General features: G+C 53.3%; 19 protein-coding genes and 3 tRNA genes. 14 read left to right on the top strand and 8 right to left on the bottom strand.

The features are described from left to right. Positions 1-261 precede the first annotated feature (261 nt). From Q4579_RS09730 to Q4579_RS09715, 4 genes are all read left to right on the top strand, one after another. Positions 262-337 (top strand) — tRNA-Phe (locus tag Q4579_RS09730). A gap of 45 nt (positions 338-382) precedes the next feature. After that, a tRNA-Asn gene (locus tag Q4579_RS09725) sits at positions 383-458 on the top strand. A 145-nt stretch (positions 459-603) separates the two neighbouring features. Then, positions 604-679 (top strand) — tRNA-Thr (locus tag Q4579_RS09720). A 241-nt stretch (positions 680-920) separates the two neighbouring features. Continuing rightward, on the top strand, positions 921-2,180 hold the full coding sequence (locus Q4579_RS09715; RefSeq protein ID WP_303563578.1) for an HD-GYP domain-containing protein: 1,260 nt from the start codon (positions 921-923) through the stop codon (positions 2,178-2,180). Between the two features lie 34 nt (positions 2,181-2,214). Here the strand turns inward: Q4579_RS09715 and mrcB are convergent, their stop codons facing one another. Continuing rightward, positions 2,215-4,656 (bottom strand): penicillin-binding protein 1B, encoded by a 2,442-nt coding sequence (gene mrcB / locus Q4579_RS09710; RefSeq protein ID WP_303563576.1) that lies wholly within the window; start codon positions 4,654-4,656, stop codon positions 2,215-2,217. 42 nt (positions 4,657-4,698) lie between these two features. Next, entirely contained in the window at positions 4,699-7,188 is a 2,490-nt protein-coding gene (gene hrpB / locus Q4579_RS09705; RefSeq protein ID WP_303563598.1) for an ATP-dependent helicase HrpB, read from the bottom strand. Positions 7,189-7,385: 197 nt separating this feature from the next. On the opposite strand from hrpB, the gene thpR reads away from it, so the two are divergent. The 8 genes from thpR to panC all read left to right on the top strand — a co-directional run bounded on the left by thpR (position 7,386) and on the right by panC (position 13,909). Then, entirely contained in the window at positions 7,386-7,997 is a 612-nt protein-coding gene (thpR, locus tag Q4579_RS09700) for an RNA 2',3'-cyclic phosphodiesterase (RefSeq protein ID WP_303563575.1), read from the top strand. Further along, positions 7,994-8,704, top strand: coding sequence for a DNA/RNA nuclease SfsA (gene sfsA / locus Q4579_RS09695; protein WP_303563573.1), 711 nt, complete (start codon positions 7,994-7,996; stop codon positions 8,702-8,704). Before thpR ends, sfsA begins: the two co-directional genes overlap by 4 nt. Before the next feature lie 134 nt (positions 8,705-8,838). Continuing rightward, positions 8,839-9,288 carry an RNA polymerase-binding protein DksA gene (gene dksA, locus Q4579_RS09690; RefSeq protein ID WP_046220528.1) on the top strand — a complete coding sequence of 150 codons (450 nt, stop codon included), beginning with the start codon at positions 8,839-8,841 and terminating at the stop codon, positions 9,286-9,288. A gap of 83 nt (positions 9,289-9,371) precedes the next feature. Beyond that, a complete protein-coding gene (gene gluQRS / locus Q4579_RS09685; protein ID WP_303563571.1) occupies positions 9,372-10,256 on the top strand; it encodes a tRNA glutamyl-Q(34) synthetase GluQRS in 885 nt (294 codons plus the stop codon). Between the two features lie 99 nt (positions 10,257-10,355). Further along, positions 10,356-11,720: a polynucleotide adenylyltransferase PcnB gene (gene pcnB / locus Q4579_RS09680; protein WP_303563569.1), complete on the top strand. Its 1,365-nt coding sequence runs from the start codon at positions 10,356-10,358 to the stop codon at positions 11,718-11,720. Then, positions 11,717-12,202, top strand: a complete 486-nt coding sequence (gene folK / locus Q4579_RS09675) for a 2-amino-4-hydroxy-6-hydroxymethyldihydropteridine diphosphokinase (RefSeq protein ID WP_303563568.1) — start codon at positions 11,717-11,719, stop codon at positions 12,200-12,202. The genes pcnB and folK overlap by 4 nt, the downstream gene beginning before the upstream one ends. A gap of 24 nt (positions 12,203-12,226) precedes the next feature. Next, positions 12,227-13,021: a 3-methyl-2-oxobutanoate hydroxymethyltransferase gene (gene panB / locus Q4579_RS09670; RefSeq protein WP_303563566.1), complete on the top strand. Its 795-nt coding sequence runs from the start codon at positions 12,227-12,229 to the stop codon at positions 13,019-13,021. Positions 13,022-13,033: 12 nt separating this feature from the next. Continuing rightward, positions 13,034-13,909 (top strand): pantoate--beta-alanine ligase, encoded by an 876-nt coding sequence (gene panC / locus Q4579_RS09665; protein WP_303563565.1) that lies wholly within the window; start codon positions 13,034-13,036, stop codon positions 13,907-13,909. A 238-nt stretch (positions 13,910-14,147) separates the two neighbouring features. On the opposite strand, the gene Q4579_RS09660 is transcribed toward panC, so the two are convergent. Further along, on the bottom strand, positions 14,148-14,918 hold the full coding sequence (locus tag Q4579_RS09660) for an ABC transporter permease (protein WP_303563564.1): 771 nt from the start codon (positions 14,916-14,918) through the stop codon (positions 14,148-14,150). Then, complete coding sequence (locus Q4579_RS09655; protein ID WP_303563562.1) at positions 14,915-15,838, bottom strand: ABC transporter ATP-binding protein; 924 nt, start codon at positions 15,836-15,838, stop codon at positions 14,915-14,917. Before Q4579_RS09655 ends, Q4579_RS09660 begins: the two co-directional genes overlap by 4 nt. A 166-nt stretch (positions 15,839-16,004) precedes the next feature. Here Q4579_RS09655 and can point away from each other — a divergent pair, with 166 nt between their 5' ends. Continuing rightward, on the top strand, positions 16,005-16,661 hold the full coding sequence (gene can / locus Q4579_RS09650) for a carbonate dehydratase (RefSeq protein WP_303563560.1): 657 nt from the start codon (positions 16,005-16,007) through the stop codon (positions 16,659-16,661). Positions 16,662-16,720: 59 nt separating this feature from the next. On the opposite strand, the gene hpt is transcribed toward can, so the two are convergent. Continuing rightward, complete coding sequence (gene hpt / locus Q4579_RS09645; RefSeq protein WP_303563557.1) at positions 16,721-17,254, bottom strand: hypoxanthine phosphoribosyltransferase; 534 nt, start codon at positions 17,252-17,254, stop codon at positions 16,721-16,723. 208 nt (positions 17,255-17,462) lie between these two features. Between hpt and Q4579_RS09640 the strand changes: the two genes are divergently transcribed. Continuing rightward, positions 17,463-18,071: a TetR/AcrR family transcriptional regulator gene (locus Q4579_RS09640; protein ID WP_303563555.1), complete on the top strand. Its 609-nt coding sequence runs from the start codon at positions 17,463-17,465 to the stop codon at positions 18,069-18,071. Positions 18,072-18,089: 18 nt separating this feature from the next. Here the strand turns inward: Q4579_RS09640 and Q4579_RS09635 are convergent, their stop codons facing one another. The 3 genes from Q4579_RS09635 to Q4579_RS09625 all read right to left on the bottom strand — a co-directional run bounded on the left by Q4579_RS09635 (position 18,090) and on the right by Q4579_RS09625 (position 21,921). Next, entirely contained in the window at positions 18,090-19,127 is a 1,038-nt protein-coding gene (locus tag Q4579_RS09635; RefSeq protein ID WP_303563554.1) for an ABC transporter ATP-binding protein, read from the bottom strand. Further along, positions 19,127-20,755, bottom strand: a complete 1,629-nt coding sequence (locus Q4579_RS09630; RefSeq protein WP_303563552.1) for an iron ABC transporter permease — start codon at positions 20,753-20,755, stop codon at positions 19,127-19,129. The genes Q4579_RS09635 and Q4579_RS09630 overlap by 1 nt, the downstream gene beginning before the upstream one ends. Positions 20,756-20,907: 152 nt before the next feature. Further along, positions 20,908-21,921, bottom strand: a complete 1,014-nt coding sequence (locus tag Q4579_RS09625) for a Fe(3+) ABC transporter substrate-binding protein (protein ID WP_303563551.1) — start codon at positions 21,919-21,921, stop codon at positions 20,908-20,910. Between the last annotated feature and the right edge of the window lie 60 nt (positions 21,922-21,981).

Below are 21,981 nucleotides of genomic sequence, written 5' to 3'. Positions count from 1 at the left end.
CATCCGATGTAAGGATGACACCGGATAAAAATCGACCAACAAATCAAGTGAACTCAACAGAGGTGTTTTCCAGACTTCAGGATGGCAAGAGAAATGACGCAAAGTGAAGAAATGAAATCACAGCATTCCCCGTGTTGCTTAGGCTAACGCCATGAATTCAGCTCAAAATACGGACAATCAGCACAAAAAAAGGGAAGTTGCATTTTTTTTTCTAGAAAACCGTTGACGATAGTCCGGAAAACCTTTTTAATGCGCCCCGTTGCCTCGATAGCTCAGTCGGTAGAGCAGAGGATTGAAAATCCTCGTGTCGGTGGTTCGATTCCGCCTCGAGGCACCATCATTTGATTTGTGGTGTTCTGGTAACGTCATAATAAAGAACAATTCCCCCTTAGTTCAGTTGGTAGAACGGCGGACTGTTAATCCGTATGTCGCTGGTTCAAGTCCAGCAGGGGGAGCCAAATTAATTACATTGCCAAGATGCAGTGTATGCCCTTTAGCTGGGTGAGCACGATGTGCTCAATGTCGCTGGCCTGGCCGGCCGCGTTAAGTCCAGCAGGGGGAGCCAAATTTAGTTATTTAAGAATAACTTAAGAACAAAAAAACGCCGACTTAGCTCAGTAGGTAGAGCAACTGACTTGTAATCAGTAGGTCACCAGTTCGATTCCGGTAGTCGGCACCATCTTTTAAACCTCGCTTTTTGCGAGGTTTTTTTTATCTTCATTTCCCATAAGCATCTTTCATTACTTTCAGCCTATTTCTTTACTGACGTTATTCTTATTCATCGATTTTTCGATGGCTTTGTGATAAATATTCTCTTTCTTGTTTCGGCAATTTTTACCCAGCCCTGCCCCACTGTCGCAGCATGACATGCACAGGGTGGTTATCGTCCTGCCTGACATTCAATTTGATAGAACAAGGTAATGACAAGCGTAAGACTCCCGACAGAGTGTTTAACTCCCGGCCTGTATATCAAGCTGCCACTGCAATGGACGGAGCATCCCTTTATGCTGAATCACTTCAAAATAAAGGATGAACATCAAATTCGCCTCATTCGTGGACTGGGCCTGAAGTTTGTTTTCCACTTTCCGGACAAAAGCGACAACCCGCCCCTCTCAGAAAATCACGCACCGCAACACGCCATTTCAGATCAAGAAACCCGGTTTCTTCACAAACTGGCAGATAAGTTATGGCAGGAAAAGCAGCGCCGAATTGAACACCTGAAAAACTACAAAAGAAACCTGCAGCGCTGTGAGAAAAGCTTCCAGCGCTCTTTATCTCAGTTACGTGCAATTTCTCAGAAAATTAAAAACCGGCCAGTCACGGCCTTTAAAGACGCATCGGAACTGGTGAATGATATGGTTGATGCGTTGCTGGATAACGATAATCTGGCTTTGCATCTGATGAACGATGTCAAAGAGTCGGAAGATATTTACTACCACTCCCTGAACGTGGCTGTTCTGTCGATGTTGCTGGCAAAATCACAGGGTATGCCCGCCAACGATATTAAGATCATTACGCTGGGGGCCCTGTTTCACGATATCGGGAAACACAAAATCCCGACCCATATTCTGCGGAAAATCTCGCCCCTGACAGAACCGGAGGCAAATTTCCTCAAGCTACACCCGAAATACAGCCTGGAGCTGGCAGAATTAGGGGAGCATTTTCCCGAAGCGGCCAAACCGATCCTCAGCCAGCACCATGAGCTCATGGACGGCACCGGCTATCCTCTGGGACTCAAAGGACATCAAATTAACCGGTTTGCCCAACTGGTGGCTGTGGTGAACGCTTATGATAACCTGTGTCACCCGATGGACCCCTCGAAAGCCAGAATCCCCTACAGTGCACTGTCCTATTTGTTCAAGCATAAAAAAGGGCAATACAGCGAGGAGTTTATTGCGCAACTGGTCCGGATGATGGGTGTCTACCCGCCGGGCAGTGTGGTACTGCTGTCTAACCAGCAAATCGGGATGGTGATTTCCGTGAACGCCAAACGGCTGCTTTACCCGAATATCCTGCTCTATGAACCCAGCGTACCGTCAAACGAAGCGCCGATTCTGGATCTGGAAGAAAGCGAACTGACCATTGAACGGGCGCTCTTGCCCCACAAACTGCCAGAGCCCATCCGTCAGTACCTGAATCCGAGAGCCCGGATTTCTTATTACTTCGATCCGGAAAGCTAAACTCAGTACGGTGCATCCGGTAAGGCCCATGGCCTTACCAGGTAAACATCTCTTTGATCCAGCCTTCCGGCTTGCTTTCGCGACACTGTGCGGCCATCTGCCCGTTTGGATCCCAGGCCGGTAGCGACTGCTCGCCCCGGCAATCCAGCCCCAGCGTGCCATTATTCAGGCGGTGGTATTTCAGCGTGCTCAGTTTTTGCGGCCAGTTCAGCTGTAACCGCTCCGGCTGACGCCGTTCCAGATAACCACTGTATAACCGCAGTGCACCGCTGGCCCCGGTGAGTTTCACCGGCTTGTTATCATCCCGGCCAATCCAGACCGTGACCACTTCCCGGCCATCCGCGCCGACAAACCAGCTATCCCGGGTATCATCGGTGGTGCCGGTTTTACCGGCCAGCGTTGCCCAGCCGAACCTGGGTTGTAGATAGCGCCCCGTGCCCTGACTGACGACCTGCTTCATGGCGTACGTCGTCAGCCATGCTGCCTGTTCCGGCACGACCTGACGGCCTGAGGGAATGTGGCGATACAACATCTTGCCCTGACGATCGACCACGGCGCGCAAAGCCGTCTGATCCGCCCGGCGTCCGCCACTGGTCAGGCTCTGATACATCTGACTGACTTCAAATGGTGACAGCGTGATCGCGCCCAGCAAAATCGATGGCAGACGCGGCACTTCATTTTCAGACACGCCTAAATCCGTCAGCGTATGAATAACCTGATCCAAACCGACTTTGAGGCCCAGGTTCACTGTCGGGACATTGAGAGAACGGGACAGCGCGTAATAGAGCGGCACCTGACCACGGAATTTCCGATCGTAGTTCTGTGGCCGCCATTCACTGCCCTGATTACCTTTAAGCAGGATGGGTTTGTCATCCAGCGTGGTCGCCAGACTGAATTGCTCCGGCTGCCGCAACGCAGCAAGATACACCGCGGGTTTCACCAGAGAACCAATCTGGCGTCGCCCGTCCAGTGCCCGGTTAAAACCGGCATAACCCGGACGGCTGCCGCCGATCATCGCCCGGATTTCACCGGTATGACGATCCACGGCCACCATCGCTGTTTCAATGTCGCCACCGGCTTTTTTCTCCAGCGCCGGTATCCAGGTCGCCACCGCCTGCTCGGCTTCCTGCTGAGAGACCGGATCCAGCGTACTGAAAATCCGCAGCCCGACGCCCGGCGTAAAACGGTTGCCCACTTTCTCTTTCAGCTCGCGCTGCAGCAACTGGAAATAGGCAGGCTGACGACTCGCGATCACCGCCTGCTTCTGTAGATCCAGCTTCCGTGTGGCCGCCTGTTCGTATTCTCTGCCCGTCAGAATGTCCTGATCCAGCATCAAGCGCAGCACCAGATCCCGCCGATCTCTCGCACGCTCCGGGTGACGCCACGGATTGTAATATGACGGCCCTTTCACCATCCCAACCAGCATTGCCAATTGATCGATGCGTAATTCCTGTAGCGGCCGTCCGAAATAGAGGCGCGCGCCCAGCCCGAAGCCATGGATCTCACGGCTGCCACTTTGTCCCAGATAAACCTCGTTCAGATAGGCTTCCAGGATCCTGTCTTTGCTGTACCGGTAATCGATGATAATCGCGATGTAGGCTTCCTGAATTTTTCGCCACAGCGACCGCTCACGGGTCAGAAAAACATTTTTGGCCAGCTGCTGAGTCAGGGTACTTCCCCCCTGCACCGTGCGTCCGGCTTTCAGGTTCACCAGTGCAGCGCGCAGAATCGCCATGGGCGACACCCCGCCATGGTGGTAGAAATCACGGTCTTCCGTCGCGAGCAGCGCATCCACCAACACTTCCGGAAACTCATTCCGGGGCGTAAAGATACGTTGCTCTCCTTCTTTGGTGCCCAGCATCCCGAGCATTTTGGGCTCGATACGCAGATAGCCCAAAGACTTCTCGCGGCCCAGATCAAACACCTGACGCAAACCACTGTCATCAAAGGTCAGCATCACGTGACGCTGGCTTTCATAGCCGTCCTCAAACTCAAACGGACGACGGATCAATTCAATCCGGGTGGACGAAGCAGAATACTCGCCCGCCCGCTGCGGTGTTCTGACCTTCTGATACTGCAGGGTATCCAGTTCGCGGCGGACCTCACTGAGCGTCACCGCCTGCCCCGGCTCAAGATCCAGAACCCGGCCATACACCACGGCTGGCAGGTCCCAGAGCTGACCCTCAAATTTATCCCGGACCAGATTATCGAGATAGATCCCCATCACGAACACGACTGCCAGAATAGCCAGCCCGAGTTTCAGGCTGGAGAAGAATACCCAGCGCCCGATCCGGGACAGCCAGTTGCCTCTGGCTGGCGCTTTCGCCGAGGGTTTGGTGGTTTTCTTCGCCGTCGCAGCCTTAGTCCCTTTTCTGGCCGGTGTTTTGCGGGGTGTGGCCGGTTTCTTGGGAGCCGGCTTTTTCTCAGTTGTTTTTTTCGGAGCCGCCTGACGGCACTTCAGCGCTTGGGTCATCATGATTTCTTTTTGGGTCTGGACGGACAGTGTTAGAGCTGTACGTTATAAATATTTTTTCGTTTTTCTCGTGGGTGCATGGGTCGCCGGATCATCCGGCCAGACATGCTTCGGATAGCGGCCTTTCATTTCTTTCTGAACATCCTTGTATGCGCCCTGCCAGAATGCGGCCAGATCGGCCGTGATCTGAAGGGGCCGCTGGGCCGGAGACAACAGCTCAAGTACCACAGCCACGTTGCCATTGGCGATCAAAGGTGAGGCCTGTTCTCCGAACATCTCCTGCATCCGCACCGCAAGCACCGGCGCCTGTCCCGGCTGATAGCGAATGGGGTAACGAGAGCCTGTCGGGACTTCATAATGCGTCGGCAGCGCCGCGTCTAACAGCCTGGCCTTATCCCACCCCAGATACGCTTCCAGCGCGGCCACCAGATCCAGCTTCGCCAATCCCTTCATGGTGCTGATGCCCGTCATAAACGGCAGCAACCATTGCGACAGTGCCACCAGCAGACTGTCTTCATCCAAGGCCGGTAATTCAAGCTCCGGCAGCCACTCCCGGGCACAGCGGGCCCGAGTCAGCAAATTTTCGCTGTGCGCTTGCCACGGGAGGACCTGCAAGCCTTGTCGGCAAATGGCATTCAGCAAAGCTTCACTGGCCCGTGCCGGATCGGGGTTCTCCATCGGGGTTCGCCGGATGATCAGCTTGCCACAACAGCATTGCTTTTCTGCGACAAGCCGCCCTTTTTTATCATCCCAGTCCAGCCACTCCTGTTCATGGAACAGTTGCGGCAGTGTCTGTTGCAACTGATCAATGTCCGCGGCCACCGCACTGAACACCCGGCTGTCTCCCTGACGGGTTTTCACCACATCCGCGACGACCAGCGCCGACTCTCCGGCCAGCACCTGCGCATCATCAACACTGACGCCCTGCCCGTTTGCCAGCTGAAAGCGTCCGTTCTGACCGCGCGACAAGGCGATCCGGTCGGGATAACCGGCAGCCATCAGTTCAGCTAACCAACGGCTCTCCAGCCGCCATTGCGGCTTTTGAGCGGCCTGGCCGGTGAGCTTATGCCAGTGTTGCCCGGCACGCTGCAGATACTGTGAGGCACGCGGTAACTTGCCCGATTCCATCAGATGAAGTTGCCAGGACAAATCCGGATTCTCCACGCCTCGCACCGGCTCTTCCAGCAAAGCCACCAGCATGGCTGCCGTGATCTGAGCTGGCGCCGGTAACGACTGTGCATGGGCCAGAATGGCTGCCAGCCGGGGCTCCGCCCCCAGTTGCTGAATGACCTGACCTTTGGCGGTCAGTTGTCCGCGCGCATCCAGTGCGCCGAGCGACAACAATAAAGCCTGTGCCTGCTGCATGGCAGCATCTGTCGGTACATCCAACCAGCGCAATTCGCTGGCCGCAGCACATCCCCATTGTGCCAGTTCCAACGCGAGTGAACTCAGATCGGCCCGTAAAATTTCTGGCTGAGGAACTGCGGGCTGGCGGGCCAGCAAGTCTTCACTGTACAAACGCAGGCAAATGCCGGGCGCCAGTCGTCCGGCACGGCCTGCCCGCTGCTCTGCCGAAGAGCGGGCAATCCGCACTAATTCCAGCCGACTGATCCCGGTTTTCGGATCCCATTGCGAAACCCGTTCCCAGCCGGTATCCACCACCAGCCGGATCCCTTCAATGGTCAGACTGGTTTCCGCAATGTTGGTTGCCAGCACCACTTTTCGCTTGCCTGCCGGGGCAGGCTGAATCGCCTGTTGCTGGGGTTTGCTGTCGAGCTGCCCGAAAAGCGGCGCCAGTATCACATCGGGTGCAACAGCCGAAGTCAGCCATTCCGCCAGACGACGGATCTCGCCCGCGCCGGGCAGGAAAACCAGCATGGATCCCGCTTCTTCGTCCAGCAGCCTGAGGAGCTGCCGTCCCGTCCACTCAATCGACACACCCGGTGTCTGCTGAGCCGAGGTGCCCTGACGCTGATACCGAAACGCCACCGGATAACTGCGTCCCTGAGATGACAGATACTCAGCATCCGGGAGCAGTGACTGCAGCGCCTGATGATCCAGCGTGGCGGACATCACCAGCAGTTTCAGATCGTCCCGGAACGCTTCCTGCACTTCCAGCGCCAGTGCCAGCGAAGTGTCCGCGTGCAGACTGCGTTCATGAAATTCATCAAAGATCAGCATGCCGATCCCGGACAATTCCGGATCCTGCTGCAGCATCCGGGTCATCACCCCTTCAGTCACGATCTCCAGCTTTGTTGCCGCACTGATCCGGGTTTCTCCCCGAACCCGCAGCCCGACCGTCTGACCCACACGCTCACCCAGTTGCGATGCCAGATAGGCAGCAATATTCCGCGCAGCCAGCCGCCGGGGTTCCAGCAAAATGATTTTGCCGTCAATGCATTGGCTTTCCAGCAGAAACAACGGTAGCCGGGTCGATTTACCCGCACCGGGTGGTGCTTTCAGAATGATCTGAGTCTGGCGCTGAAGCGTCGCAGCGATATCAGGCAGAACAACTTCAATGGGGAGCTGTGACAATGTGAACACCTTGTGTCATCTTTGATTGAGGGGTTGGATTTGCTGAGGTTTGAACCGGTTAGCAAAAACGCTTCTATTGTATACCCATGTCGCCGCAAGATGTAAGGTTCAGCACCGGGCTGCCCAACCGCAACCATCGGCGTATTCGAGTCAGTCACAAGTGGATTGATCGCCTGTCCCTGTCAGGAGTAGCAACCATGACTTCAACAGATGCTTTTGTGCCAAACGAGCCCGCCGTGTACGGCCAGCAGACAGACGGCAAACGGATGTTTTTTGCCCTGCCGCTGACCGAACCACCGGCAGAAAATCTGCAGCCTTATCAGCAACTCTGCTATTTCAAAGACCACTTTCCCGGCCGTGGTCGGGTCGTGCCTGATGCAAACCTGCATCTGACACTGGCGTTTCTCGGGCAGGTCACCGAGGCGCAACAGCAGCAACTGCTTCAGGCAACTGATCAACTGACCATCCCAGCTTTCAGCGTTGTATTCAATTTTATCCGCTACTGGAAACGCAGCCGGGTGATCTGGATGGGCGCAGAGCAATCGCCGCCTGCGCTGTTACAACTGGCAGAACAACTGGGAAAAATTGCCGAAGCGACTGGCCTGCCGCGTGATACCCGGCAATACACACCGCACATCACCCTGAAGAAAAATGTACGCCAGCGTCCGGTACTGGAAAACCTGTCGCCCGATTTTCATTTTCACTTTCAGCGTTTTGGCCTGTATATTTCTGAAGCCGACGGACCCGGAGTCCGTTACCGATTAGTCAACCAATGGCCACTTCATCACGCTTCACAGGACAGTCCATGATTTTCAACCCGCCCCTGCAACCCGCAACCCTGATTCGTCGCTACAAACGATTTTTGGCCGATGTCACCCTGCCCGATGGCACGGAAATGACGATGCATTGCGCCAACACTGGCGCCATGACCGGATGCGCAGAACCGGGGGCAACCATCTGGTATTCCACCTCTGATAACCCAAAGCGAAAATACGCTCACAGCTGGGAACTGACCGAGACGCAATCCGGTGACTGGATATGCATTAATACAGCCAGAGCCAACCAGATTGTGGTCGAAGCGCTCAAAAATGACCACATCCCTGAATTATCGGGCTATGCTTCATTGCGCACGGAAGTGAAGTATGGTACTGAAAACAGCCGGGTAGATATTGTACTGGACGACCCTTCACTCCCCGCCTGCTTTATCGAAGTAAAAAGTGTGACACTGCTGGAAAAAGACGGTCGCGGATACTTCCCCGATGCGGTCACCACCAGAGGTCAGAAGCACTTAAGAGAGCTGGCGGAAGTGGCGGCAAACGGACAGCGTGCAGTCTTATTTTTTGCGGTTCTGCATTCAGGGATTGAAAATGTCGCTGCAGCACACCATATAGACCCGGTCTATGAGGACTTACTAAAACAAGCAGAAAAATCGGGTGTTGAAGTCTTCTGTTACCGTGCAGACATCAGCCCCACGGCGCTGACGTTAAGCCAGCGGGTAGAATTTGCGCAGTCTTAAGGAAAAATGATGCTTTCTTCACATTGGTATAAAATTGAAGAGATGCAGCAATTGCCACGTTATATCCTTTCTGCTATAGATACCCGCCAAAATTAACCAGTGACGGTTATTCGGTATATGTTAGGAGATGCTATATGCCAGAGAGCAAGGTTAAAAAATCGCTAGGCATCCTGGCTATTGCTGGGGTTGACCCATATCAGGAAAAAGCCGGCGAAGAATATATGGGTGAAGCTCAGCTTGAGCACTTCCGTAAAATTCTTGAAGCTTGGCGCAACCAATTGCGTGAAGAGGTTGACCGTACTGTAAACCACATGCAAGACGAAGCCGCTAACTTCCCGGATCCAGTTGACCGTGCAGCACAGGAAGAAGAGTTCAGCCTGGAACTGCGTAACCGAGATCGTGAGCGTAAACTGATCAAGAAAATTGAAAAGACGCTGCAACGTATCGAAGATGACGATTTCGGTTTCTGCGATTCCTGTGGTGTTGAAATTGGTATCCGCCGCCTGGAAGCACGTCCGACAGCCGATCTGTGCATCGACTGTAAGACACTGGCAGAGATCAAAGAAAAGCAAATGGCTGGCTAATCTGCCCTTTGTCACCAGAATGAGTAAAAGGGGGCCTTGGCTCCCTTTTTTATTTTCCAGTTCCGACAACGAAAACCATGCCCATGCAATCTGCTTACACTGGCCGTTTCGCGCCCTCTCCTTCCGGTCCGTTACATTTCGGTTCACTGGTCGCTGCTGTCGGCAGTTATCTGCAAGCCCGGGCCAGACAAGGACGCTGGCTGGTCAGAATGGAAGATCTGGATCCGCCGCGTGAAATGCCGGGTGCTGCGGACGATATCCTGCGCACCCTCGAGGCCTTTGGCCTGCATTGGGATGGCGAGGTGATCTATCAGAGCCAGCGTCATCATCTGTATCAGGCACAAGTCGATGCGTGGCTGGCCAGCGGAGACGCGTATTACTGTCGTTGCAGCCGCAAAGCCATCAAAGAAGCCGGTGGATTTTATCCCGGTACCTGCCGGACGGCTCATCACAGTGCTCAGGACAGTGCTGTGCGCTTGAAGGTTGAATCTGCGGTGACCGGATTTGAAGATCTGCGCCACGGCTGGATCAGCATTCCGGAAGCACTGGCTCAGGAAGATTTTATTATCCGCCGCCGTGATGGCCTGTACGCGTATAATCTGGCCGTGGTGCTGGATGACATTGCGCAGGGCGTCACTGAAGTCGTCCGGGGCGCCGATCTGATTGAGCCGACTGGCCGCCAGATTGGCCTCTATCGTCAGTTGGGACAACCCGAAGTGCAGTACCTGCATCTGCCGCTTGCCGTGACGGAAAACGGCAATAAACTGTCCAAGCAAAATCATGCGCCAGCGATCAGCCAGCATCAGCCAGGCCCATTGCTCTGTCAGGCCATGACCTTTCTGGGCATGTCGCCACCCGCTGCATTACAGACCGCAAAACCCCATGAAATTCTGGATTGGGGGATCGCGCATTGGGATGTCGCGAACCTGCCGCCAACAACAGCGATCACCCTGAACCTAGCATCTTGAGGTGACTTGGGTATATGATATGCGGCTGTTCAGTCCGGCCAGTTCATAATTACGAGGTGTGTTATCTTTAGTCGAGTCGCCAGCTTTTGCCGTAAAGTATTGACCCGAGAGCAAAATGCTTCGGGTAACGAGGAGCCAAGCTTGCAAGTTTATCAACGTGAGGAGCACGGTATCTCCCGCAAAGACATCAGCGAAAACGCGCTGAAGGTACTCTATCGCCTCAATAAAGCCGGATTCGATGCTTATTTAGTCGGTGGCGGCGTCCGGGATTTACTGCTGGACAAAGAACCCAAAGATTTTGATATCGCGACCAATGCGACGCCAGAAGAAATTAAAGCGCTGTTCCGTAACTGCCGCCTGATTGGCCGCCGTTTCCGTCTGGCTCATATTCTGTTCGGCCGTGACGTGATTGAAGTCGCGACCTTCCGGGGCCACCATGATGCCAGCACCGCCAAACTGCCGGCCGGAAAACAGGCCGTTGCCTCCAGAAACCACGAAGGTATGCTGCTGCGCGACAACGTCTACGGCACCATTGATGAAGATGCTGAACGACGCGATTTCTCAATTAACGCCCTGTATTACAATATTCGGGACTTCACCGTGGCCGATTATGCCAATGGCGTGAATGACCTCCAGAATCGTCTGGTGCGCCTGATTGGCGATCCGGAAACCCGTTACCGTGAAGATCCGGTACGGATGCTGCGTGCTGTTCGCTTCGCCGTGAAGCTGGACATGCAGATTGAAGCAAAGACTGCGGCCCCGATTCAGCCATTATCAACACTATTGCTGGATATTCCGGCTGCGCGCCTGTTTGAAGAAAGCCTGAAGTTGCTGCAGGCCGGTTGTGGTCTTGAAACCTATAAAATGCTGCGGGAATACAACCTGTTCCAGCAACTGTTCCCGATTCTGTCGGAGCACTTCACGGAAGATCACAGCAGTCAGACCGAGAAGATGATCGAGCACATTCTGGCTGCGACCGATGAACGAATTGCCGACGGCAAACGCGTGAATCCAGCCTTTATGTTCGCAGCAATGCTGTGGTATCCGGTGATGATCCGTGCTGAGGAAATTTCCAGCACCGGGGGCCTGAACGATTATGATGCCTTCATGATTGCGGCCAACGATATTCTGGACGAACAGGTCAAAACTCTGGCGATTCCACGCCGACTGACCACTACAGTCCGCGAGATCTGGCAACAGCAGCACCGCTTCAGCCGACGCTTCGGCAAACGTGCATTTGCCATGCTGGAACATCCGAAATTCCGTGCTGCATTCGATTTTCTGGAAATGCGTGGCCAGTTTGAAGGGGAAGACGTCGCAGAACTGGCAGCCTGGTGGCATCAGTTCCAGTTTGCCGACCGGACTGAACGCGCCAAAATGGTTCAGGCGCTGGGTAGCAGCGGCCAGAAACGCCGCCGTCGTCGTCCGCAACGCCGCAAGCCTCAGGCCAAATCAGCATCATGACACGCGTTTTTATTGCGATTGGCAGTAATCTCAATGATCCGGTCAGCCAGGCACGTCAGGCCATGGCTGCCCTGCATGCGTCCCCGGATGTCCGGGTGATTACAGAATCATCACTCTACAGCAGCACCCCTATGGGACCGCAGGATCAACCGGATTACATCAATGCTGTGGTTGCCATCGACACCGAACTGGCACCACTGGCACTGCTCGATCTGACTCAGAACATCGAGCAGGAACATGGAAGGGTCCGCAAAGCGGAACGCTGGGGCCCGCGTACACTGGATTTGGATATCCTGCTTTACGGCGATCTGCAACATCACTGCGATCGCCTGACGATTCCGCACTATGGCATGAAAGTCCGTGAGTTTGTGCTTTATCCACTGGCTGAAATTGCCCCTGAACTCGTCCTGCCGGATGGGACAGCGCTGACAACGCTGCTCACTGAAGTGGACCGTAACGGCCTGCGAGTGTGGCAAGACTGACACACGCAGGATAAGGGAGACAAGATGAAGAAAATAACGATTAACGACCTGATGAAATGGAAGCAGGATGGTCGTAAGTTTGCGTCACTGACTGCCTATGACGCGAGTTTTGCCCAACTTTTTGAGCAACAGGAAGTTCCCGTCCTTCTGGTCGGCGACTCTCTGGGAATGGTCTTACAAGGCCGGACCGACACTTTGCCTGTCAGCATTGAAGACATGGCCTATCATACCCGCAGTGTCCGTGCGGGCAGCCCGAATGCGCTGCTGCTGGCTGACCTGCCTTTCATGACCTACGGCACACCGGAGCAAGCCTGTGACAATGCGGCACAGCTGATGCGTGCGGGTGCCAATATGGTCAAACTGGAAGGCGGTGCCTGGCTGGCGGAAACCGTTCGCACCCTGACTGAGCGTTCCGTACCTGTGTGCGCGCACCTTGGCCTGACACCACAGTCGGTCAATATTTTTGGTGGCTATAAAATTCAGGGCCGCGATCAGGCACGTGCGGATCAAATGCTGGCAGATGCCCTCGCGCTGCAAAAAGCCGGAGCGCAAATCGTGGTGCTGGAGTGCGTGCCAGCCTCCTTGGCCAAACGCATCACAGACGCACTGGATATCCCGGTGATCGGGATTGGCGCCGGCAACGTGACCGACGGTCAGATTCTGGTGATGCATGACATGCTGGGCATTTCGGCCAACTATATGCCACGCTTTTCAAAAAACTATCTGTCTGAAACCGGTGATATCCGCAAAGCGGTCTCTCAGTATCTGACAGAAGTGGAAGCGGGAACTTTCCCGGGTCCAGAGCATACCTTTGAGTAAGGAAAACCCACCATGCAGACTTTTGCTGAAATTTCTCCTGTCCGTGAACAAGTCCGGGCCTGGCGTCGCGATGGACGCCGTATTGCCTTTGTTCCGACCATGGGAAATCTGCATCAGGGGCACCTGACTCTGGTTCGTAAAGCCCGCGAACAGGCTGACGTTGTGGTTGTCAGTATTTTTGTCAATCCAATGCAGTTCGATAAAGCAGATGATCTGAACAATTATCCGCGCACGCTGGAAGATGATCTGGCCAAACTGAACGGTGAAGGCGTTGAACTGGTCTTCACACCCACACCTGACATTGTTTATCCCAACGGGATGGATCGTCAGACCTATGTTGAAGTTCCCGGCCTGTCTCACATGCTGGAAGGCGCACTGCGCCCGAGCCATTTCCGTGGGGTTTCGACGGTTGTGACCAAGCTGTTCAATATCGTTCAGCCGGATGTGGCCTGTTTTGGTGAAAAAGACTATCAGCAGCTGGCCCTGATCCGCCAGATGGTCATCGATCTGGCGATGCCGATTGAGATCATCGGGGTGCCGACCGTGCGTGAGATGGATGGTCTGGCGATGAGCTCCCGTAACGGCTACCTGACCCATGACGAACGACAGCGCGCACCTGTGCTGGCCAAAACCATGCGTTGGATCAGCAGCCAGATCCGCGGTGGCCGCCGTGACTTTGATGAAGTCATTCTGGATGCCAATGATCAGTTGCGTGCTGCCGGTCTGGATCCGGATGAGATTTATATCCGTGATGCCCGCACGCTGCAGGTGATCAGTGAAGAAACGACTCAGGCCGTAATTCTGATGTCGGCTTTCCTTGGCAAAGCCCGCCTGATCGATAATCAGGTGATTGAGCTCGCCCAGTCATCAGACGCAGCGTCCGCTTAATACCAATCAAAGTAAGTAAATGATCAGAAGTAGCGCCGGAAAAATGTTTGAGAACAAGGCGGATTTTTTAGATAAGTAGTTATTCTACAATCAAAAAATCTAACGCAGTTATCGAACATTTTAGCAAGCTAGAATGACCAGTTATTTACTGCGATTGGTATAACACATCGCGACAGACAGCGTTTTATCCAAAAGCCCCGGCCATATATGCCGGGGCTTTTTCGTCTGTGCCTGCCCATTACGAACGCAATCCGATCCCTTTCGAAATCAGGTAATGCGCGATGCTGTACAGCACCACAACGAAAGCCAGCAACACACTGAAGGCAGTACCAATCCCAACATCAGACACGCCCAGAAAGCCGTAGCGGAACGCATTCACCATGTAGACGATCGGATTCAGCTTCGAGACCCATTGCCAGACTTCCGGCAGCAGAGTCAGCGAATAAAAGACGCCACCCAGATAAGTCAGGGGAGTCAGCACAAACGTCGGAATAATGCTGATGTCATCGAAGGTCTTGGCATACACTGCATTGATCAGGCCACCGAGCGAAAAGACAATCGACGTCATGATCACCGTGGCCACAATCACGCCAAAATGAGCAATCTGCAAATCCACAAACAGCAGCGAGACAGCGGTCACGATCACGCCAACTCCCAGACCTCGCAAGACCCCGCCCCCGATATACCCGGCAATAATGACAAAGTTCGGCACTGGCGCGACGAGTAACTCTTCAATATTGTGCTGAAACTTGGCGCTGAAAAAAGAAGACGCCACATTGGAATAAGAGTTGGTGATCACCGACATCATGATCAGACCCGGGACAATATATTCCATATAAGTAAATCCGCCCATCTCGCCAATCCGGCTGCCGATCAGGCTGCCGAAAATGATGAAATACAGGGTCATAGTGATGGCTGGCGGCACCAGCGTCTGCACCCAGATCCGGGCGAAACGGTTCACCTCTTTTGCGATCAGACTCTGAAAAGCGATCCAGTACTGATACCTCATGATGACGCGCCTCCCTTGCTTTGTGCCACCAGCGTCACGAACAACTCTTCCAGACGGTTGGCTTTATTTCGCATCGACCGAACTTCTATGCCTTGCTCGGTCAATTGACCGAAGACCGCATTCAGCCCTGTGCCTTTCTGGATATCAATTTCCAGCGTGTGGTTATCCGGCATGGTCCACACCACGCCGTCCAGTGCCGGCGTATTGCCATTCACGGCAACATCCAGGATAAAGGTCTCGACCTCCAGCTTGGCCAGCAGCGCTTTCATGCTGGTGTGCTCGATCAGCTCACCATGATTGATGATGCCGATATTCCGGCACAACATTTCTGCTTCTTCCAGATAGTGTGTGGTCAGAATGATGGTTACGCCTTGGCGGTTAATCTCGCGCAGAAACGTCCACATTGAGCGACGCAGCTCGATGTCCACACCCGCTGTCGGTTCATCCAGAATCAGCAGCTTCGGTTCATGCATCAGTGCCCGGGCAATCATCAGACGACGCTTCATCCCGCCGGACAGATTTCGTGCGCGCTCATTCCGCTTCGGCCACAAGTCGAGCTGCGTGAGGTATTTTTGGGCTCGCTCTTTGGCCAGCGCACGCGGCACACCATAGTAACCGGCCTGATTGATGACAATCTGCTCAACGGTTTCAAACTGATTGAAGTTAAACTCCTGAGGCACCAACCCCAGCTGATTTTTTGCCTCGACCAGATGGGTATCAATGTCGTACCCGAAGACTTTTACCTGGCCTGAAGTTTTGTTCACCAGCGAGCTGATGATCCCGATCGTGGTGGATTTACCGGCACCATTGGGACCCAGCAGTGCAAAGAAGTCGCCTTCCTCCACCGTCAGGCTCATATCCTTGAGCGCCTGCACGCTGGGATAGACCTTATTTAAATGAGTAATTTCTAATGCATTCATACAATACGCTTGAGATTTGTTATAAATCGTTAAATTATCAACTAATCGGATTTGCAAGTCGCCTTGCAGGTGTATAGTAATGACCTGTTTATCTTTGGCGCTGTCTTTCAAGGCGTCAGAACACACCAAAGATAAACAACCCAATGTAGCAAACTAAGGTGTTGTCATGGCAGAAATTAAACAGTTATTCGCAAATAACTTTTCTTGGTCTGAAAAAATCAAAGAAGAAAATCCAGAATTTTTCTCACATCTGGCGAAAGCACAGCACCCTGAGTATCTGTGGATTGGCTGCTCAGACAGCCGTGTTCCAGCCGAGCGACTGACCGGGCTGGATTCCGGCGAGCTCTTTGTGCACCGGAACGTTGCAAACCAGGTGATCCATACCGATCTGAACTGCCTGTCAGTGGTTCAGTATGCGGTCGATGTCCTGAAAGTAAAACACATTATCATCTGCGGTCACTACGGCTGTGGCGGTGTTGCGGCCTCCATTGATAACCCGCAGCTGGGCCTGATCAATAACTGGCTGCTGCACATCCGTGACCTGTATCTGAAGCACCGTGACGCACTGGGCCTGCTGCCACGTGAGGCATGGGCAGACAAGTTGTGTGAAATCAATGTGGCGAGTCAGGTTTATCACCTGGGGAACTCCACCATTCTTCAGCAAGCCTGGGAACGCGGCCAGCAAGTGAAAATTCACGGTTGGGTGTACGGGATCGGCGACGGTAAATTACGTGATTTAGGCGTCACCACAACCAGTAAAGCTTCGCTGGAAACCGCTTACCAGAATTCCATGACTGAAATTCTGCCGAAAGCCGGCGAGTGATCCAAAAGAAAAGCGACCCTGAGGTCGCTTTTCTTTATTCTGTCAAAGTCGGGTCAGGTTCAGCCTTCCAGCGGAACGACTTTGCCGATAAATGGCAGATGGCGGTATTTCTGTGCGTAGTCAATGCCCACACCAACCACAAACTCATCCGGAATTTCGAAACCAATCCACTCGGCATCAACCGCCACTTCGCGGCGCTCTGGCTTGTCCAGCAGCGTACAGATACGAATCGAGTTTGGATTCCGCAGGGCCAGAATTTCACGCACCTTGTTCAGGGTGTTCCCGGTGTCGATAATATCTTCAACCAGCAGGACATCTTTGCCTTCAATTTCATCATCCAGATCTTTCAGGATGCGCACATCACGGCTGCTTTCCATTGCATGGCCATAGCTGGAAGCCGTCATGAAATCCACTTCGTGCGGCAAATCAATCGCACGGGCCAGATCGGCCATAAAGATAAAAGAGCCACGCAGCAAGCCAACCATAACCAGGTTTTCTGAGCCCTGGTAGTAGGCGCTGATTTGCTCTCCCAGCTCTTTGATCCTAGCCTGAACATCCTGCTCAGAAATCATGACTTCGATGGTATGCTTCATTTCTTTCTCCATATGCGCATTTGGCATGCGCATGGGTTCTCGGTAATCACTAAAAAGCTATTCTATCATCGTTGCGCAAGAAAAGTTATCCATCCATTCTTCGAGCCATATGGCACCTCGGAACAAATCAGGATTGAACCCATGGCCCTGCTGAGGTAGAGTTATTAAGCAAAGTGCATATAAAACGATTGGCTAGGGAATTTGTAGCATGGACACCATAGTTAAAAAAACGAGGACACGTCTCTCACCCGAGAAACGCAAACAACAACTTCTCAAGTGTGCGCTGGAAGTATTTGCCCGCCGGGGAATTGGTCGTGCAGGGCATGCCGACATTGCTGATATGGCCAATGTCTCCGTGGCGACCGTCTTCAATTACTTTCCAACCCGAGAAGCGCTTGTGGAGCAAGTTCTGAATCAGGTTGAACGTAAGTTCAATGAACTCTTAAATCAATGTCTGGGAGAAGAACACAGTTCTATTCATGGCCACCTCAGCTGTATGACTGGCCACTTAATTGACGCAGTGATTGACCAGCAGGACTGGCTGAAAGTCTGGTTTGAATGGAGTACTTCTGTTCGGACAGAAACCTGGCCGCAATTCCTGGATGCAAACCGCCCGAACCTGAAGCAAGTGACCAATATTTTTGAACAGGGCAAACTTGACGGACAGCTGAGTACAGAGATCACCTCTTACGATCTGACCTGGTTGCTGCACGGTTTGTGTTACGTGTTGTATCTGCGTGCTAACATTGAACCCAACAAGGTCAGTATGCAGGCTCAGGCCGACGCATACATCAGCCTGATGTTCCCGCAGGCGTAATTGCCGCAGCGACCACTGTTAACTGGCTTCAGCCATCAAACAGGGCTGAAATAAATCCAGCTCGACAGAAACTCGCTGGCCTGTCTGCAGGATCATAGGGGTATTCACAATCAGGTGATGCCCCTCATAGTCCACGGTATAGCGACAACTGTCTCCCATAAACTGTTGTTCCAGAATCACCCCCCGCCCCGTTTCTTCCGGATTGAGTTTCAGATTCTGCGGCCTGACTAACCATTCCACCTGATGCCCTTGACCAAAAGTAACGGCTTGCGACATGACCACTGTCCCCAGAGGTGTGTGTAACTCATCCTGATGAATGGTGGCAGGCAGATAAGAGCCTGTGCCGAGAAAGTCTGCAACAAACCGGCTGCAAGGTTGATAGTAAAGCTCGGCGGCTGTACCGAACTGCTCAATCACACCGTTATGCATCACCGCCAGTCGATCCGCAAAAGCAAATGCTTCTTCCCGACTGTGGGTGACAAAAATCGCAGTCACACCCTGTGCCTTGAATATCCGCCGGATCTCGCGAATCAGTCCGTGACGAACCTGAGTATCAATGTTTGAAAAAGGCTCATCCAGCAAAATCAAATCCGGCTCGCAGGCCAAGGCACGGGCAATGGCAACGCGCTGCTGCTGACCACCGGAAAGCTGGTGCGGATAACGCTGTCCAAGGCCATCCAGCCGGACGAGTGCCAGCATTTCTGCCACTTTGGTCTGCGCTCTTTTCTTATCCCAGTCCCGCAGGCCGAAAGCGATATTCTCAGCGACCGTCAGGTGCGGGAACAAAGCATAATCCTGAAAAATCATCCCGATGTTACGGTGCTCCGGTGGCACCCAATGGTCCTGATCCACCATGGTATGGCCATTGATGTGCAACTGCCCCTGCTCCTGAGGCAACAAACCGGCGATGGCTTTCAGCAAGGTTGTTTTCCCGCAGCCGCTGGCACCGAGCAAACAGATAATTTCATTGTCTTCCGCGACCAGAGACAAATTTTCCAGTATCGCCTGGCCGTTATACCGGCAAGTCAGTTTTTGGACAGATAACGCATGACTCATCAGTGTGATTGCTCCAGTGAACGGTTCACAACAACCAATGGCACCAGACCAACCAGCACCAGCAAAATTGCCGGAAGTGCCGCCAGTTCCAGTTGCTCATCGGAGGCGTAATTAAAGACATAAGTGGCCAACGTTTCAAAGTTAAACGGACGTAGCAACAAGGCCGCATTCAGCTCTTTCATGGATTCAATGAATACCAGCAGACCGGCCACCAGACAGCCACGTCTGATCAACGGCAGGTGCACCCGGCGCAGCATCGCTGCCGGTGCGCATCCCATGGTTTTCGCAGCCATATCCAGCGAAGGCGGGATTTTCGCCAGACTACTTTCAATGCTCCCCACCGCGACGGCGCCAAAGCGAACCACAAAAGCAAAAATCATGGCGAACATGGTCCCGGAGAACACCAGGCCGGGACGTCCCCATCCCATCGCCTGAGTAATCGTGTTCAGCAGATGGTCTGCCGACGTCAGCGGAATCATCACACCAATGGCCAGGACGGTACCAGGCACGGCATATCCCATGGTGGTCATACGCATGGGGGCCAGACTGGCCCGACGGCCATCCAGCCGGTGATAAAAGTTCACCAGCAAAGCGACAACCACGGCAATCAGCGATGCGGTCAGCGAAACCATCAGACTGTTGAGGCTGTAATCTCTGAATTCTGTCGTCCAGCTTTGCGCCAGATAATGCCAGGCGTAGTACATCAGCTGCATCAGAGGCATCGCGAATGCAAATCCGATCAGCCCCCAGCACCAGCACAGAGCCAGCCACTTTTTCCATCCCGATAACGGATAGCGCAGATCTTCATTCGGCTCACGGTGCTGCTGGAAGAGTTTTTGTCGTCTGCGGCTGAATCGCTCTGCACTGATCAGCAGAAAAATTGCCAGCAGCATCATCGCAGAAATCTTTGCAGCAGCATTCAGATTCGAATACCCCAACCAGGTATCGTAGACCGCTGTGGTGAGGGAGTGCACGGCAAAATAGCTGACGGTCCCGAAGTCACCCAGCGTTTCCATGGCCACCAGCGAGAGACCGACCGCAATAGAAGGACGGGCTAATGGGAGAGAAATCCGGCGAAAACTCTCGAAGGGCGAGCACCGCAACAACCGTGCAGATTGCAATAAGCTGGCACTCTGTTCCATGAACGCGGTACGAGCCAGCAGGTAAACATAGGGATAGAGAACCAGCGCCAGAATCAGACAGGCCCCGCCAAGGGTGCGGATATCCGGAAACCAGTAATCCTGATAACTTTGCCAGCCGAAAAGATCGCGAAGAAAAATCTGAACCGGTCCGGCGAAATCAAACCAATCCGTATAGATATAACCGATGATATAACCCGGCATCGCCAATGGCAGGACCAAAGCCCATTGCAGCCATTTTTCACCAGGCAGGCGGCACATGGCCATCAGCCAGGCGCAAGGCAGGCCGAATAAGGCAGCCAGAAAAGAAGTTCCCAGCACCAAGCCCAAAGTATTGAGGGTATACACCCCCATGACGGTATCCATCAGGTGAGAAAACACCTGATCCGTAGCGCCGAGTGCGGTATAAAAAATGGCGAGAATCGGCAGAACGAGTAAGAGGCCGAACCCCCAGCCAGTGGTGAGCCAAAGCGGGAATCTGTATTTCATTGTCTACAACTTCGTATCCTTGAGCTTTCACGCCCTACACTGTTGCCCGATAAAGCAACCTGTTGCCTTCCCGGCAGTTCGCGAAAAAAACGCCCCCAAAGATACCAGACAATCGAGCAAAAGGGGCCAAACGGCCCCTATTTTTCTTTCACTTACAGGTCGAACTGTACTTCATCCAGCAGCTTGGTTGCAGCGCTGTGATGGTTGGCAATCTCTTCCAGCGATACTTTATCGGCACGGAAGTCACCCCAGGATGCCACCAGCTCTGAGCGCTCGACGCCAGGTTTCACCGGGTATTCGAAGTTCACTTCAGCGTACATGTGCTGGGCTTTGTCAGATGTCAGGAACTCCATCAGCTTCTGCGCATTGGCTTTGTTTGGTGCATACTTCGCCATCGCCATACCACTGATGTTGACATGGGTGCCGTTCACTTGCTGACCCGGGAAGTTGATGTAGACAGCCTCAGCCCAGGCTTTCTGGTTTTCATCATTGACCATTTTGCCCAAGTAGTAACTGTTGCCGATAGCCAGATCACACAAGCCTTCTTTCACCGCTTTCACCTGAGCCCGATCGTTGCCCTGTGGCTTACGTGCCAGATTGGCTTTCACACCTTCCAGCCAGGTTTTCGTTTCTGCTTCGCCGTAGTGGGCAATCATGGATGAAACCAGAGAGATGTTGTACGGGTGCTTACCCGAACGGGTACAGATTTTGCCTTTCCACTCTGGTTTTGCCAGATCCAGATAATCAAAGCTGGCTGGCAGACGGCCCACACGCTCTTTTGAAGAGTACACACTGCGGGTCCGCATGGTCAGTGCAAACCACTCGTCATCTGAATCACGGTAATGCGCAGGTACGTTTTGCTCAATGATGTCACTGTTGACCGGCTGGACCAGACCTTTGTCGGTCAGTTCTGCCAGTCGGCTGATATCCACGGTCAGAATCACATCTGCCGGGCTGTATTCACCTTCTTGGGCCAGTTTCTCTGCAATACCGTCTTTGGCAAACTTCACATTGACTTTAATGCCGGTTTCATCAGTAAACTCTTTCAGCATCGGCTCAATCAGAAAAGGCTGGCGCAGCGAATAAACATTGACTTCTTCAGCAGCGTTAACCATTTGAGGGGCAGATAAGCCAAGCAACATGGCAGAGGCGAACAGCTTTTTCATTGAGCAATTCCTTAATACTAAAATGAATGATAACGTTTATCAGTATCGCTCAATTATACT

This window comes from Photobacterium sp. 1_MG-2023, assembly GCF_030547945.1.
In the GTDB taxonomy this organism is placed as follows: Bacteria; Pseudomonadota; Gammaproteobacteria; order Enterobacterales; family Vibrionaceae; genus Photobacterium.
The sequence above is the reverse complement of the archived record's forward strand: the minus strand, read 5'-3'. Positions and strand labels throughout refer to the sequence as shown.

What these genes read in the sequence shown, in the direction of transcription:
- Q4579_RS09715 (WP_303563578.1), top strand. Translation starts at nt 921, where the DNA reads ATGACAAGCGTAAGACTCCCGACAGAGTGTTTAACTCCCGGCCTGTAT.
- mrcB (WP_303563576.1), bottom strand. Translation starts at nt 4,656, where the DNA reads ATGATGACCCAAGCGCTGAAGTGCCGTCAGGCGGCTCCGAAAAAAACA.
- thpR (WP_303563575.1), top strand. Translation starts at nt 7,386, where the DNA reads ATGACTTCAACAGATGCTTTTGTGCCAAACGAGCCCGCCGTGTACGGC.
- sfsA (WP_303563573.1), top strand. Translation starts at nt 7,994, where the DNA reads ATGATTTTCAACCCGCCCCTGCAACCCGCAACCCTGATTCGTCGCTAC.
- dksA (WP_046220528.1), top strand. Translation starts at nt 8,839, where the DNA reads ATGCCAGAGAGCAAGGTTAAAAAATCGCTAGGCATCCTGGCTATTGCT.
- gluQRS (WP_303563571.1), top strand. Translation starts at nt 9,372, where the DNA reads ATGCAATCTGCTTACACTGGCCGTTTCGCGCCCTCTCCTTCCGGTCCG.
- folK (WP_303563568.1), top strand. Translation starts at nt 11,717, where the DNA reads ATGACACGCGTTTTTATTGCGATTGGCAGTAATCTCAATGATCCGGTC.
- panB (WP_303563566.1), top strand. Translation starts at nt 12,227, where the DNA reads ATGAAGAAAATAACGATTAACGACCTGATGAAATGGAAGCAGGATGGT.
- panC (WP_303563565.1), top strand. Translation starts at nt 13,034, where the DNA reads ATGCAGACTTTTGCTGAAATTTCTCCTGTCCGTGAACAAGTCCGGGCC.
- Q4579_RS09660 (WP_303563564.1), bottom strand. Translation starts at nt 14,918, where the DNA reads ATGAGGTATCAGTACTGGATCGCTTTTCAGAGTCTGATCGCAAAAGAG.
- Q4579_RS09655 (WP_303563562.1), bottom strand. Translation starts at nt 15,838, where the DNA reads ATGAATGCATTAGAAATTACTCATTTAAATAAGGTCTATCCCAGCGTG.
- can (WP_303563560.1), top strand. Translation starts at nt 16,005, where the DNA reads ATGGCAGAAATTAAACAGTTATTCGCAAATAACTTTTCTTGGTCTGAA.
- hpt (WP_303563557.1), bottom strand. Translation starts at nt 17,254, where the DNA reads ATGAAGCATACCATCGAAGTCATGATTTCTGAGCAGGATGTTCAGGCT.
- Q4579_RS09640 (WP_303563555.1), top strand. Translation starts at nt 17,463, where the DNA reads ATGGACACCATAGTTAAAAAAACGAGGACACGTCTCTCACCCGAGAAA.
- Q4579_RS09635 (WP_303563554.1), bottom strand. Translation starts at nt 19,127, where the DNA reads ATGAGTCATGCGTTATCTGTCCAAAAACTGACTTGCCGGTATAACGGC.
- Q4579_RS09630 (WP_303563552.1), bottom strand. Translation starts at nt 20,755, where the DNA reads ATGAAATACAGATTCCCGCTTTGGCTCACCACTGGCTGGGGGTTCGGC.
- Q4579_RS09625 (WP_303563551.1), bottom strand. Translation starts at nt 21,921, where the DNA reads ATGAAAAAGCTGTTCGCCTCTGCCATGTTGCTTGGCTTATCTGCCCCT.